Genomic DNA, 14,000 nt, shown 5'->3' with positions numbered 1-14,000 from the left:
TTTTCTGTTTTTTTGAAAAAATTACGCCGTCTTTTCAAAAGTAATATCTGTGGTATCTTCTGTCCAGTCTTCCAGATGAAGAATGCCTGTAAGTCCTTCCAGATTTGGCATAATTTTCTCCATACGAACTACTTTTTCCGTAAGGCTGGTTGCCTGTCCAAGATTCACCGTAATCGTTCCGTACTGCAGGGTCACGTTTCCCTGGTCATCATAATTGATGGTATCCGGAACCAGATTATACTTCTTTAAGGTCTGGGTTACTGCCAGCAAATCCTTTAGGGTATCTTTTCCGCTTACGTCAAGCTTTTCATAAAGTACTGCTTCCCCACAAGCCAGTCCGGTAATCTGCGGTACTCCTTCGATGACATCTGTAGACATTTCCACTACAAAGCCATCTTTGTCAAAATAGACATTCTGTCCCAGGGAATCCATATATAAGTAGCCCAGCAGTCCTTTTTCATATACTTCTACATGAAGGGTATGCGGTGATTTGACACTCACCTCCATCGTATCAATAAACGGAACTTTCTGTGTATCAAAGAAACGATATTTAAAATATACATATAATGTATTCCAGGAATAGTCATCATTTAAGACCCATTCCTTAATCTGCTCATCACTGTATAATTTATTGCCTTCTACTTCGACATTTTTTACGGTAAATACCTTGATTACAATGAGTGCTGCCAGTGCCAGAATCAACAGTGTAGTCAGAAATCCAATCAGGATATGTTTTCTTCTTCTCTTCTTTCTGCGTTCTTCTCGTATCATATCCTATCCCTCCAACTGAATTCCTCTGGAAACACTTAACGCAAGTCCCATTTCTGCTAAGAGGAATGATGCCGAAGTACCACCATAACTGATAAAAGGAAGTGTGATACCGGTATTTGGAATACTGTTGGTTACAACGGCGATATTAAGGATTACCTGAATGGCAATGTGAGCCATAATACCAACCACCAGCAAAGCACCATATAAATCTTTCGCATTATTGGCAATTACCATAAAACGCCACAGCATTAAGATAAACAGCAAAATCAGGCAGATTGCTCCGAATAATCCAAGCTCCTCACAGATGATGGAAAATACCATATCATTCTGCGCTTCCGGTACGAACCCAAGCTTCTGCATACTGGCACCAAGTCCTTTTCCAAAAAGTCCTCCAGAACCAATGGCATATAAGCCCTGCATGGTCTGATAACCTTTATCATAATTCTCCGGATGGAGCCAGATTTTGATACGTTCTGCACGATAGCTTGCCAGTACAATAAAGACTGCTCCGAAAGCGAATACTGCGATTGCCATTCCCACAAACTGCGCATATTTCGGGCTTGCCACGAACGCCATTGCCACTGCGATACCCACAATGATAATCGCGGTACTTAAGTTCGTATAAGCAACCGGTCCAACCAGCGGAAGCAGTAAAACCATTACCTTCATCAGTTCCTTCAGATCGCCAATCTTCTTTTGCATGCGGCTGATTACCGTTGCAAGAAAAATAATGACAGCAAGCTTTGCAAACTCAGATGGCTGGAAAGAAAGCGGACCAAGGCGGAACCATCTGGTAGAACCATTTCCATTCGATCCTAAAAAGATAACGGAAACGCACAGTAAAAATGCGCCTATGTATGCCACACCATACAGTCTCTTCCACACATGATAATCAATCTTGGAAATCACAAACATGGCAGCAAATCCAAGGCAGCATGCAAATGCCTGCCGCTTTAGATAATGAGTTCCATCGCCATACTCAATCTGTGCATTATAAGAACTGGTGCTGTACAGCATAACCAGACCAAAACACACTAAGAAAATAATAACAAACAAAAGTGTATAGTCAAAATATTTAATTGTCTTTTCTTTTGTGCCTGATTTTCTTCCCGGTCTGCGGCCCATAAATCACTACTCCTTTAAATTGCGCACCAAATCCTTAAATATTCTTCCTCGTTCTTCGTAGCTTTTAAACATATCCCAGCTTGCACATGCCGGTGATAATAATACGGCATCACCGGAAACTGCATTGTCATAGCAGATATTTACGGCCTCTTCGAGACTGTCTGCGAATACATACTCTGTAAATCCATGTCTCTTTGCACAGTCTGCAATCTTCTCTTTTGTTACTCCGATTAATACTAATTTCTTTACTTTACCATCGAAGCTTTCTATCCATTCATCATATTCAGACTGCTTATCATAGCCACCGCCAATGAGAAGTGTCGGACGGTTCATTGCCTGAATTCCCTTAATCGCTGCATCCGGGTTTGTTCCCTTGGAATCGTTATAGAATTTTACGCCACGTTTCTCCGTAACATATTCAATTCTATGCTCTACTGCCTGGAACTCACGCAGTGTTTTTACAATGACATCCATCGGTACTCCGATACTTATGGTCATGGCAACTGCCGCCATAACATTTTCATAATTATGGGTTCCAAGAATATTTAGCTCATTGACATCAATGACTTCTTCCTCTTTGCCCTCAGAGACATAAATAATCTTCTCACCATTTAAATAACATCCATTCTGTACCGGCTTTATACTGTCAAACCAGAGCACTTTCATGGATAAGGATTCCCCAAATTTGCGAAGTACTTCATCCTCATAATTTAAGACGCAGACATCGTTTGCTTTCTGATTCTTTGTAATGTCCTCTTTTGCCTTAATATAATTTTCCATGGTATGATGACGGTTCAGATGATCCGGTGTAATATTTAAAATAGCAGATACATCCGGAGCAAAATCTACAATTGTCTCTAACTGGAAGCTGCTGATTTCTGCTGCTGTTACCGTTTCTTCTGTGGTATCTGCCGCTACCGATGTATATGGAATTCCAATATTTCCCACGACTTTTACATCCTTAAAGTAATTGGATAAAATTTCTCCCACCAGTGTAGTGGTTGTCGTCTTGCCATTCGTTCCTGTAATTGCAAGGATTTTTCCTTTTGCCACCTGATAAGCAAGCTCAATCTCACCAATAATCGTAATTTTCTTATCACGCATGGCATTTACCAATGGTAAATCGGTTGGAACACCCGGACTTAACACAACAAAATCCAGTTTATCCATCACTTCTTCCGGAAGGGTGCCCACATAGATTTCTGCCTTGGCAAAGCTCTCCGATTTTTCTTTGATTTCTGCTACACTCTGCTTTTCATTTCCTTCAAAAACGAAAATATTCGCATTCTGTTTTTCTAACAGCTCTGCTGCAGCAATTCCACTTTTCCCAGAGCCAAATACCAGTACATTTTTCTCCTGAAATTCCATTTTATTCACTCCTGTCTCTTTATAATCCAATCAATGCAACCAGACATAAGATTGCTGTTACAATTGAAAATACTGCCACTACCCTGGTCTCTGACCAGCCACCTAATTCAAAGTGGTGATGAATCGGAGCCATACGGAAAATTCTCTTTCCACCTGTTTTTTTAAAATAGGTTACCTGAATGATAACAGATAATACTTCTACCAGATAAATCAGTCCCACAATCAGAAGGAAAATTGGCATCTGAAGCATATATGCGGTAGCTGCCACAAATCCACCCAGTGCAAGAGAACCGGTATCTCCCATAAATACACTTGCCGGATATACATTAAACAGAAGGAAGCCCATCAATGCACCTACTACAGCACAGGTAATCGGTTCGATTCCGCTGTTGGTTCCCACTGCAACTACAGTAAAGAAGGTTGCTACGATAATGGTTACGCTGGTAGCAAGACCATCTAAGCCATCGGTAAAGTTGACTCCGTTTACAGTTCCGATTACTGCAAAATACATGACCGGAATTGCAAGCCAGCCAATATTCCAGTATTTTCCACCGGAAAATGGAAGCAGCATTGTAAGGGAAACATCTGAAAACTTCACCATGTATACCACAAAAACAGTGGTCACTACAAGCTGGCATAACATTTTCTGCCATGCAAGCAGTCCATCCGACCGTCTCAGTACAACCTTCAAATAATCATCTAAAAATCCAATTACGCCAAATCCTACTACCATAAAGAGAATCGGAATAATCTTCGGATAATCTTTTACATAAATCAGACTGGTTACAATAATACTTGCGATAATCATCAATCCACCCATGGTAGGGGTTCCCATTTTCTTCTGATGGGATTCAAGCTCTTTCCGCTCCGTCTGACCAACTTTCAATCTTCTTAAAAAAGGAATTACGACCGGTCCTAACAATGCACTCACTGCAAAAGCGATAATAACCGGAAGAATAACATGATACGTCATAACTGCACCTCTTTTTATTTTCTTTTTGTATATCATTTCAACTTATCTAGTATACGTTATTTAGAGATTTCCTGCAAGATATCTTCCCAAAGTTTCACGGATTTTCCTGAATTTCCGCATCTTCTGTAACCAGTGCCTGCTCAATGCCAAGATATGGCAGAATATTGGAAAACAAATCCCGGCAGACCGGTGCTGCTATGGTTCCACCATAATAAACGCCTTGTGGATTATTGATAATAATTAAGGCAAGTACCTGCGGATCGTCAGCCGGAGCAAAGCCTAAAAAAGAAGAAATATACCTTTTTTCACTACGTGGAAGCGTCTGGGACGTTGCGGTTTTGCCGCCAATAGAAAAGCCTTCAAGAGCCGCATTCTTTCCACTGCCCTCAGATACCACTTTTTCCAGCAAATAGCGCATGGTGGTGGAAGTTTCTTCGCTTACAATATGTTCCTTTTGTCCATAGACAAAAGTATGTGTCACTTCTCCTTCTGCATTTTTCGTCTCCACGCCAAAATGCGGCGTCACACGGTTTCCTCCATTTATAATAGAGGAAACCGTAGTTGCAAGCTGAATCGGTGTAATCTGGAAGGACTGCCCAAAGGACATGGTTGCAAGCTCCACCTGACCGATATTTTCTCTTTTATGCATAATGGTGGATGCTTCCCCCGGTAAATCTATATTTGTCCTGGATAATAAACCAAACTGTTCAAAATAATCGCAGAAGCGGTCGGAACCGATACGAAGTCCGATTTCTATGAATACCGGGTTGCAGGAATTCATAATGCCATGGGTAAAATCCTCTGCCCCATGCCCTCCCACTTTATGGCAGCGGATTCTCCTGTCCTCCACAATCTTATATCCCGGACAGTTAAACTGGTCAGAAAGACTTACTTTTCCCTCCTCCAAGGCTGCGGATGCTGTTATTATCTTAAAAGTGGATCCCGGTTCATAAGTGTCATTGATGCACTGGTTTCTCCACATTTTATTTAAAGCATCCTGCTTCTCCTCTTCGCTCAATTCCGTGTCATTCTCCGTATTTAAGGCAAAAGGTTCATTGAGATTAAACTCCGGTTCATTTACCATAGCAAGAATTTCGCCGTTCTGTGGGTTCATCACAAGGATGCTGACACTATCTGCCTGTTTTTCCTCCCGCACCTTTACTGCCGCCTGCGCTGCATACATCTGGATATTATAATCAAGACTTAAATAAAGGTCATCTCCTTCTACCGGCTCACTCCGCCGCTCTCCGGCATTTTTTATCTCTACGCCTCTGGCATCTGTCAATGTAAGTATCTTTCCATTGATGCCCTCCAGATATTCATCATATTTTACTTCTATTCCGATAATTCCCTGATTGTCCCCGCCAGTAAATCCGATTACTTTAGAAGCCAGTTCATTATAAGGATAATACCGTTTATAATCTTCATCGATCTTCACGCCCGCCAGTTCATAAGATCGAATCGCATCTCCGGTTTCTTTCTCCACATTCGTCTTAATCCGTTCAATGGAACTAACCTTCTCTACCCGCTTCCGCACTGTCTCTTCTGACATGCCAAGCTCTTTTGTTAAAACTGCAATTACCTTTTCCGGGTCTTCTATCTGGCTGTGAATCACAGAAATCGTACATACCGTCTTATTTTCTGCTAAAACCACACCATTTCTGTCATAAATATTTCCTCTTGCCGCCTTGATATCCCTTTCTCTTTCATGTAGGTTCTCAGCCCGGACCCCATAGTATTCTGAACAGAATATCATAAGATACACCAGTCGTCCCATCAGAAATACCATCAGCAGTAATACTGCCACAAAAATAATCATAATTTTTCGTCGGTTAAAGGTTTTATTCCGATAGATGCAAAATCTGTTTTCTTCTTCCTCCTGCATTTTTTGCTGAAACATAAAAACATAACCTCATAAAAGCAGTTATTATAATCTATTACAACTTTTACAAGGTTATGTTGTTTTCTCTATTGTGCTACATCCTGTGGCTGTAAACCATCCTCCGGTGGTACTGTTTCCTCTGCAATATCCGGTGTCTGGTCTACCATAGAATCCTCCGGTGCAGAATCCGGAACATCTGTTGTTCCATCTGCCGGTGCTTCTGCCGGGTCTGTCTCTTCTGTTACAACAATGTCCTCATCCGGATAAATATTAAGATAAGGCAGTGTCTCTTCGAAAATTCCCTTTGCGATTTCCTGTGCAAAGGTACTGTGAAACTCTTCTTCTGCGTTTGGTTCGTCTACTACTACATATACCAAAAGCTGCGGATTGTCTACTGGTGCAAAACCGATAAAGGAAACCAGATAATTTCCCTGTCCTCGAGGAAGCTTCTGTGCTGTTCCGGTCTTTCCACCCATGGAGTATCCCGGCACTTTTGCATATTTTCCGGTACCATCGGAAACCGTTGCATAAAGATACTGTTTTAATAATTCACTGGTAGATGAAGACACTGTTTTCTTTAACAAGGTTCCATTGTCTTCCTGTATGACATTCCCATTTTCATCTGTTATTTTCTTTACCACATGTGGCTGATAATAGTTACCACCATTAATAATGGAACAAAAAGCACTTGCCACCTGTATCATGGTAACATTAAAGTTCTGTCCAAAGGAATTGGTAGCCAGGTTAATGGTGCTTAGCTGGTCTTCGGTATAAATTAAGGAATCGGTTCTAGCTTCTCCCGGTAAATCAATGTTTGTCTTGGTACCAAAGCCGAAAATCTGCTGATACTTGGAGAAATTCTCAGGTCCGATATCATAAGACATCTGCATCAGGGCATCATTACAGGAATTCTTTAAGGCATCTTCTACTGTTTCAAGTCCATGTCCGTTGGTATTTACACAGTGAATGTCATGACCGGAAATCGTCTCGTATCCATCACAGATAAAAGTACGGTTCGGGTCTAAAGTTCCGGTATCCAGACCACAGGCTACGGTAAAAGGTTTTACGGTAGAGCCCGGTTCATAAGTATAAGTAATGCAGAAATTAGACCATAACTGGTTTAAAGCATCCAGTTCTGCATCGTCATCCATAGCATCAATTTCTTCCTGGGTATAATAGGCAGACAAATCCCTTGGATTACTACTGTCATAATTTGGATAATTTGCCATGGCAAGCACTTCAGCATTCTGGGGGTTCATTACAATAACTCCCACATGTTTACTTCCAGCACCTTCTCTTGCTGCATCCCTGTATTCTTCTTCAAATGCAGCAATCTTATCTTCTACGATTTTCTGGATATTTGCATCAATGGTCAGTGTAACATCATTACCATTCTGGGCATCGATTACTGTCTTCTCAAAATTACTGTCGGAATTCAGATAACCATATTCTCTTCCGTTGGTTCCATTCAAAACACTGTTATAGGAATTTTCCACTCCATTCATTCCCAGATTACCGCTGGTAGTAAATCCTACTACCGCACTGGCTAGAGAACCATATGGATATTCTCTCTGGTATTCTTTTTCAAACCAAACTCCATTAATTTTTCCTTTTTTCTCTGCATCGCCGCTCTTCTTATCGGAAGCTTCCTTTTCTGCCGCCTGCATATCTTCAAACGCCCGAATCTCTTCATAGCTTAATTTCTTTGCCAGAACATTGTACTGGCTCTTTGGCTTATCCGTAATCAGATTACGTAAATCGGTTTCATTCAGCTGTGGGAAACAGGTTATCAGTGCATCGATGGTCGGGTCAATATCTGCCGAATCACTGTTTAATACCTTACAGTCTAATATCACATTGTATACATCCACGCTGGTTGCAAGTATCGTTCCCTTGCAGTCTGTAATATTTCCACGCTGATAAGGAATGACCGTACTGTCATATTTCTGCTGGGATAATACTTTCTTTTCGTATTTCTTTCCACTGGTGTGTTCAATATACATCAATCTTACAATTAATCCCAACAAAAGTAGTGCTATTATTACAAACAGCACTACAAGTTTCTTTTGCATTTTCTTACTAAATTTTGCTATTTTCTTTCCGCCGCGTCTCTTTCCTGCCATTTTACCACCACGTTTGTTTCCTACTTATTCGGAATATCCTCAAACTGATTCATATAATCTTCTTTATCAACCGTATAATGTATAATCTGGTCCGGTCCCGCATAGCTCATGCCAAGCTGGTTCATTGCTATATCCTTGATGGTTGAAAGATCTACTGCTGTCTCGATTCTTTTTTCTGCCGCATCATTATCTGCCTTTAATTCAGCTACCTGGCTTTCTAATGCAGAAATTGTCTTTAAATGCGTTGTAATTCCAGACTGCAGACGGATATACAGTACTGCTGCCACACACATAACCAGCAGCGATACAGATAAAAATGCCACATAACCCAAATCCATATGTGCTGACTTCTCCTGATTCTTCTGCGCCATACGTCTGTTGCGCTGTCTGATTTCCTCCCGCTGCTTTTCTTCCTGTTCTCTGCGGTAATCCGGTGCAGCTTCTAATTTACGGACAGTGTTTCCATCTATGTAAGTCCGTGTTCGATAATTTCTTCTTGTCTTCTCCATTTTCACGTCTCTCCCTAGTCATTGATATGCCGTTCAAATACTCTTAATTTTGCGCTTTTTGCTCTCGGATTCTCTTCCATTTCAGATTTTGTTGGAAGAATCGGTTTTCTAGTGATTACTTTTCCTTTTGGTTTCCTGCCACATACACACACCGGAAATTCTTTCGGACAGGTACATGGATTTTCATTTTTGCGAAAGATGTTCTTTACAATTCTGTCTTCCAGGGAATGGAAGGTAATGATACAGATTCTTCCATCTTCCTCTAAAAGGTCTATCATCTCATCCAGGGTATCCGATAAGACTTCCAGCTCACGATTCAGTTCAATACGAATTGCCTGAAACGTTCTCTTTGCCGGATGTCCGCCAGTACTCTGCACTTTCATCGGTATGGATGCCCGGATAATTGCGGTCAGCTCTCCGGTTGTCTCAATTGGTTTCTTTGCCCGGGCTGCGGCAATATGCTTTGCAATATTCTTTGCGAACCGGTCTTCCCCATAGTCTCTTATGATACGATACAACTCTGATTCACTGTAATCATTTACAATATCTTTTGCCGTTAATGTCTGACGCTGATCCATTCTCATGTCCAGTGGTGCATCTTCTTCCCGGTAGGTAAATCCTCGCTCCGGTGTATCTAACTGAAAGGAAGATACTCCCAGATCAAGAAGGATTCCATTTACCTTCGTCACTCCGATACGGTTCAATTCTTCTTTCATATTGCAGTAATTGCTGCGGATTATGGTTACTTTATCAGAATAATCCTTTAACCGCTCACTGGCTGCTGCAATTGCATCTTCGTCCTGGTCAATTCCTATCAGCCTTCCGTTCTCATTCAGCCTTTTTACAATTTCGGAAGAATGTCCCGCTCCACCGAGCGTTCCGTCTACATAAATTCCGTCCGGGCGAATATTCAGATTGTCTATGGTCTCATGCAAGAGAACCGATGTGTGTTTAAATTCCATGTTCACTCCTTTAGATACTCAAGCCAAGTTCTGCCATGTGTTCTGCAACTTCATCCATGTCATCATAAGTATTGGTATCCTGCCATCTGTTCTTGTCCCAAATCTCAATTCGCTTTAAGACTCCGACTGATACGACTTCTTTCTCTAATCCGGCAAATTCTCTTAACACTGCCGGAAGAAGAATTCTTCCCTGCTTGTCCACTTCACAGGTTGTTGCTCCTGCAAAGAAGAAACGTGAGAATTTTCTTGCATCTTTTGAGGTAAGTGGTACGTTGCGGAATTTTTCTTCAATGTTCTGCCATTCTTCATTTGGGTACACAAAAAGACACCCATCCAAACCCTTCGTTACTACAAACTCATCACCGAGCTGTTCTCTGAATTTGGAAGGAACAATCATTCTGCCCTTGGCGTCTATGTTGTGACTGTACTCTCCCATGAACATTGTCAAACACCTCAGTCCGGTTGCTATTTATCCACAAAGTTATCAACTTATCCACCACTTTGTGCCATTTTCAACCACTTTCCTCCACTTATGAATACATATTACCCCACTTTTGGGAAAAAATCAATATACTACACATAAAAATGCACAAAAAAAGAAGCACATTTCTCAATGTACTTCTTTCCACTTACTCTTTACTTTTATCTTATTGGTACAAGTTCTTTTTGCTCACATAGCGATACATAGTTCTCAATCAGTCTGTCCACTTCCAGGCTCAGGTCATAGCATTCATCCATACTTTTCGCTCGTTCCAGTGCTTCATCCAGTCGGATTCTTGCACGTTCAATCGCAATGCGAAGTGCTTCCCTTTCATCCATAAGCATTTCTCCTATGCTGTGTCCCATCTCTGTGTTGTTCTTTGTAAATTCATTTTACTCTGCTCATCACCAAAAATCAAACAAAATATAACATCTTTTTTCGTCAATATTCGACAGCAAGCGGCATTTTTTCCTTATGCTGTGTTTTATAAAACAAATCGGCAATGGCCTCCACCAGCATCCGGTTGGTTGCTACTATATTCCGAATATCTGTTTCTATATTAATTTTTCTTCCAAGATACTGTTTATGCCTCTCTAAAATATATTCATACAGTGCCTCTGCATCAGAAAAATCAGCCTGCACTTTTTCTCCTGCTTCCATATTCCGGCTCATGATATAATTTTTAAGGCTTCGCTTCAATTGTTCTTCATAGGAACAATGATCCTTTAAGTTTCCCGGATAAATCTTGTTATGCGGATAAGTAAAATAATCAGCTACATAATGCGTTACCTGCCCGAGATTCATATAATACCGGCGTTTACGGGTCAGTTTCCCCTGCTGTTTACCGAAAATCAATTGATTCACCATCTTTTTCACATCGGGAAACGTCCCATTGATTTCATGTTTCTTATATACAAAAGATGGTTTGCAATCCGGCAGGATGCTGCCAATATAAAAAGACAGTCTATGTTTCTTAAGTTCTTCATCCTCTGTATTCTTTGCAATATAACGTGCCAGCAAAATATGTGATTTTTTTCTCATTTGCTTCCTCCTGTTTACCATCTACACCTTACACATTACTTCTGCTTTATTTATGCTTCAATCACATTATACTTTCTTTCATCTCATTTACAATAGTATTTTTCTTAAGATTCTTCTAAATTTCTGTGTCCAATCTGTTAAGAGTAGACACAGAAATATTTTGCTAAAACTTACTGATATTCCACTTTTTAGGAACAACAGAAGCTGGCACACTCTGTTTCCATACAGGTACAGGCATTCGTTCCGGCTACCTGGATGTCTTTTGCATGACATTTTCTTCCTTCATTGAATTTACAGTTTACTGCCTCACAGGTAACATCGCTCATCTTAGGCGGTTTACCGGTCGAATTGGCACATCCACAGTTTTTCTTCTCTTCAAAACTTCCACAGCTTGTCTCGCTGTTGCGGTTTGCATGTGCACCCTCTACCGTAATATTTCCACGGCAACAGCAATCATCTTTCTGGAAACTGCAGCTTCTTACAGAACATTTTAATTCTGTCACAAAAATCATCTCCTTTCTTTCGTTACATGTTTAGTATCTCCAAAGGAAATCTTTTTATGTTACCAACTTCATGTAAAAAAGAATGTATCTTGACACATTCTCGTGCCTGCGGCGGCCGCTTTCCTGTAAAGCAAAAAAGACTGTTGTCCGGTGCAAATGCCAGCAACAGTCTTTTTAAATCCATATAAATAATAAAATTAAAAATTAGATTTTATTGCATTTTTATTTTTCTTCTGCAACTTCTTCCTTACGGATTTCCTTTGTACGAATCTCTTCGCAGATTGCATCAATGAATTCTCCTAAAGGTTTTACACCTTCATCTCCTGCAAAACGGCTTCTTACGGATACGGTTCCGTCCTCTGCCTCCTGCTGACCAACTACCAGCATGTACGGCAGCTTATCCAGTCTTGCTTCACGAATCTTGAATCCGATTTTCTCAGAACGGTTATCAACCGTTACATCTACATCATGAGCTGCTAATTCTTTTCTTACCTGCTCTGCATAGTCTGCATATTTTTCAGAAATCGGCAATACTCTTACCTGTTCCGGGCAAAGCCAGGTTGGGAATTTTCCTGCATAATGTTCAATCAGCCATGCAAGGGTACGCTCATAACATCCCATGGATGTACGATGGATAATCCAAGGAAGTACTTTCTCACCCTTCTCATCGATATAGTACATGCCAAACTTCTCTGCACTTGCACAGTCAAGCTGGATGGTAACCATGGTATCTTCTTTTCCATATACATTCTTTGCCTGAATATCAATCTTTGGTCCGTAGAATGCAGCTTCCCCATCTGCTTCTGTATACTTGATGCCATTCTTATCCATAACATCACGCAGATACTGCTGGGTACTGTTCCAATATGCTTCGTCGCCCAGATATTTTTCTTTGTTGTTCGGATCCCATTTGGACAGACGGTAAGTAACATCTCCATCGATACCAAGTGTAGTCATTACATAATGGCAAAGCTCAGTACATCTGGTAAGTTCTTCTTCCGCCTGTTCCGGGCAAAGAATAATATGTGCCTCTGTAATAGTAAACTGTCTGACACGGGTAAGTCCATGCATCTCTCCGGAGTCCTCATTCCGGAACAATGTAGAAGTCTCTGACATCCGATATGGCAGATCTCTGTAAGAGTGCTGTTCATTCATGTATACATAATACTGGAATGGACAGGTCATCGGACGCAGTGCCATTGTCTCTTTGTCGTCGCTGTCCTTATTTAAAATGAACATTCCATCCATGTAGTGATCCCAGTGTCCGGAAATCTTATAGAGGTCACTCTTTGCCATCAGCGGAGTTCTGGTACGTACATAACCCCACTCTTTATCCTCTAAGTCTTCTATCCAACGCTGCAGTTTCATAATCATCTTGGTTCCCTTTGGTGTAAATAAAGGAAGTCCCTGTCCGATAACATCAACAGTGGTAAATAATCCCATTTCACGACCAAGTTTGTTATGGTCACGGCGTTTGGCATCTTCTAATTTCTCTAAGTATTCTTTTAACTCTTCCTTCTTATTAAAAGCAGTACCATAAATTCTCTGTAATCTTGCTTTGTCAGAATTACCTCTCCAATATGCCATGGAAGATGATGTCAGCTTAAATGCCTTTACGCCCTTGGTTGTCATCAGATGTGGGCCAGCACATAAATCTACGAAGCCGCCCTGGTCATAGAAAGAAATTTCTTCTCCCTCTGGTAATTCTTCAATCAGCTCTACTTTGTATGGCTCATTACGTTCCTGCATGAATTTGATTGCTTCCTCTCTTGGAAGTGTGAATCGTTTTAATTCATGACCTTCCTTGATAATCTTCTTCATCTCTGCTTCCAGATTATCGAGGTCTTCTCTTGAAAATGGAGCATGATCAAAATCATAATAGAATCCATCTTCAATTGCCGGTCCGATCGTAATCTTTGCATCCGGGAATAATTTCTTTACCGCCTGAGCCAGCACATGGGATGCAGTATGGCGGATTACCTTTAATCCTTCTTCATCACTTGCTGTTATAATATTTAAATTGCAGTCCTTGTCAAGAACGGTTCGTAAATCCACCACTTCTCCGTCTACTTCACCGGCGCATGCAACTCTTGCAAGGCCTTCGCTGATATCTGCTGCAATATCATAGACTGATTTCGCTTCACTGTACTCTTTTACTGAGCCATCTTTTAATGTGATTTTCATGTTCAAGTCTCCTTTTCTTATTATATTAGTATTAATAACTGCAAAGTAAAAAATCCCTGATGCATAAAATTTATGCAT

At 40.9% G+C, this 14,000-nt stretch carries 13 protein-coding genes and 1 other annotated feature (1 of these 14 only partly in view); all 13 genes read right to left on the bottom strand.

The window, feature by feature from the left end:
* Positions 1 to 21 precede the first annotated feature (21 nt).
* On the bottom strand, positions 22 to 771 hold the full coding sequence (locus DXB43_RS05510; protein WP_117841198.1) for a cell division protein FtsQ/DivIB: 750 nt from the start codon (positions 769 to 771) through the stop codon (positions 22 to 24).
* Between the two features lie 3 nt (positions 772 to 774).
* Positions 775 to 1,896 (bottom strand): putative lipid II flippase FtsW, encoded by a 1,122-nt coding sequence (gene ftsW, locus DXB43_RS05505; RefSeq protein ID WP_117841199.1) that lies wholly within the window; start codon positions 1,894 to 1,896, stop codon positions 775 to 777.
* A gap of 6 nt (positions 1,897 to 1,902) precedes the next feature.
* On the bottom strand, positions 1,903 to 3,264 hold the full coding sequence (murD, locus tag DXB43_RS05500) for a UDP-N-acetylmuramoyl-L-alanine--D-glutamate ligase (RefSeq protein WP_117947021.1): 1,362 nt from the start codon (positions 3,262 to 3,264) through the stop codon (positions 1,903 to 1,905).
* Between the two features lie 19 nt (positions 3,265 to 3,283).
* Positions 3,284 to 4,237 (bottom strand): phospho-N-acetylmuramoyl-pentapeptide-transferase, encoded by a 954-nt coding sequence (gene mraY / locus DXB43_RS05495; protein ID WP_117698314.1) that lies wholly within the window; start codon positions 4,235 to 4,237, stop codon positions 3,284 to 3,286.
* 94 nt (positions 4,238 to 4,331) lie between these two features.
* Positions 4,332 to 6,137: a peptidoglycan D,D-transpeptidase FtsI family protein gene (locus DXB43_RS05490; RefSeq protein ID WP_243006644.1), complete on the bottom strand. Its 1,806-nt coding sequence runs from the start codon at positions 6,135 to 6,137 to the stop codon at positions 4,332 to 4,334.
* A gap of 68 nt (positions 6,138 to 6,205) precedes the next feature.
* Positions 6,206 to 8,242, bottom strand: coding sequence for a peptidoglycan D,D-transpeptidase FtsI family protein (locus tag DXB43_RS05485; protein WP_022243370.1), 2,037 nt, complete (start codon positions 8,240 to 8,242; stop codon positions 6,206 to 6,208).
* Between the two features lie 20 nt (positions 8,243 to 8,262).
* Complete coding sequence (locus DXB43_RS05480) at positions 8,263 to 8,751, bottom strand: hypothetical protein (RefSeq protein ID WP_117698315.1); 489 nt, start codon at positions 8,749 to 8,751, stop codon at positions 8,263 to 8,265.
* 14 nt (positions 8,752 to 8,765) lie between these two features.
* Entirely contained in the window at positions 8,766 to 9,713 is a 948-nt protein-coding gene (gene rsmH, locus DXB43_RS05475) for a 16S rRNA (cytosine(1402)-N(4))-methyltransferase RsmH (RefSeq protein ID WP_117947020.1), read from the bottom strand.
* 10 nt (positions 9,714 to 9,723) lie between these two features.
* Positions 9,724 to 10,155: a division/cell wall cluster transcriptional repressor MraZ gene (gene mraZ / locus DXB43_RS05470; RefSeq protein ID WP_022243373.1), complete on the bottom strand. Its 432-nt coding sequence runs from the start codon at positions 10,153 to 10,155 to the stop codon at positions 9,724 to 9,726.
* Between the two features lie 200 nt (positions 10,156 to 10,355).
* Positions 10,356 to 10,532 carry a hypothetical protein gene (locus DXB43_RS15095; protein WP_022243374.1) on the bottom strand — a complete coding sequence of 59 codons (177 nt, stop codon included), beginning with the start codon at positions 10,530 to 10,532 and terminating at the stop codon, positions 10,356 to 10,358.
* 103 nt (positions 10,533 to 10,635) lie between these two features.
* Positions 10,636 to 11,235, bottom strand: coding sequence for a zinc dependent phospholipase C family protein (locus tag DXB43_RS05465; RefSeq protein WP_022243375.1), 600 nt, complete (start codon positions 11,233 to 11,235; stop codon positions 10,636 to 10,638).
* A 188-nt stretch (positions 11,236 to 11,423) separates the two neighbouring features.
* Positions 11,424 to 11,738, bottom strand: a complete 315-nt coding sequence (locus DXB43_RS05460) for a DUF1540 domain-containing protein (protein ID WP_022243376.1) — start codon at positions 11,736 to 11,738, stop codon at positions 11,424 to 11,426.
* 222 nt (positions 11,739 to 11,960) lie between these two features.
* Positions 11,961 to 13,922 carry a threonine--tRNA ligase gene (thrS, locus tag DXB43_RS05455; RefSeq protein WP_117698317.1) on the bottom strand — a complete coding sequence of 654 codons (1,962 nt, stop codon included), beginning with the start codon at positions 13,920 to 13,922 and terminating at the stop codon, positions 11,961 to 11,963.
* A 76-nt stretch (positions 13,923 to 13,998) separates the two neighbouring features.
* Positions 13,999 to 14,000 (bottom strand) — a binding site (T-box leader); it runs 201 nt beyond the window's last position.

The organism is Roseburia sp. OM04-10BH (assembly GCF_003462605.1).
GTDB lineage: Bacteria > Bacillota > Clostridia > Lachnospirales > Lachnospiraceae > Roseburia_C > Roseburia_C amylophila.
This window is presented reverse-complemented; position numbering and strand designations above follow the sequence as displayed.

Excerpts from the sequence above, each read along its gene's own strand:
- DXB43_RS05510 (WP_117841198.1), bottom strand. The coding sequence starts at position 771 with ATGATACGAGAAGAACGCAGAAAGAAGAGAAGAAGAAAACATATCCTG.
- ftsW (WP_117841199.1), bottom strand. The coding sequence starts at position 1,896 with ATGGGCCGCAGACCGGGAAGAAAATCAGGCACAAAAGAAAAGACAATT.
- murD (WP_117947021.1), bottom strand. The coding sequence starts at position 3,264 with ATGGAATTTCAGGAGAAAAATGTACTGGTATTTGGCTCTGGGAAAAGT.
- mraY (WP_117698314.1), bottom strand. The coding sequence starts at position 4,237 with ATGACGTATCATGTTATTCTTCCGGTTATTATCGCTTTTGCAGTGAGT.
- DXB43_RS05490 (WP_243006644.1), bottom strand. The coding sequence starts at position 6,137 with ATGTTTCAGCAAAAAATGCAGGAGGAAGAAGAAAACAGATTTTGCATC.
- DXB43_RS05485 (WP_022243370.1), bottom strand. The coding sequence starts at position 8,242 with ATGGCAGGAAAGAGACGCGGCGGAAAGAAAATAGCAAAATTTAGTAAG.
- DXB43_RS05480 (WP_117698315.1), bottom strand. The coding sequence starts at position 8,751 with ATGGAGAAGACAAGAAGAAATTATCGAACACGGACTTACATAGATGGA.
- rsmH (WP_117947020.1), bottom strand. The coding sequence starts at position 9,713 with ATGGAATTTAAACACACATCGGTTCTCTTGCATGAGACCATAGACAAT.
- mraZ (WP_022243373.1), bottom strand. The coding sequence starts at position 10,155 with ATGTTCATGGGAGAGTACAGTCACAACATAGACGCCAAGGGCAGAATG.
- DXB43_RS15095 (WP_022243374.1), bottom strand. The coding sequence starts at position 10,532 with ATGGATGAAAGGGAAGCACTTCGCATTGCGATTGAACGTGCAAGAATC.
- DXB43_RS05465 (WP_022243375.1), bottom strand. The coding sequence starts at position 11,235 with ATGAGAAAAAAATCACATATTTTGCTGGCACGTTATATTGCAAAGAAT.
- thrS (WP_117698317.1), bottom strand. The coding sequence starts at position 13,922 with ATGAAAATCACATTAAAAGATGGCTCAGTAAAAGAGTACAGTGAAGCG.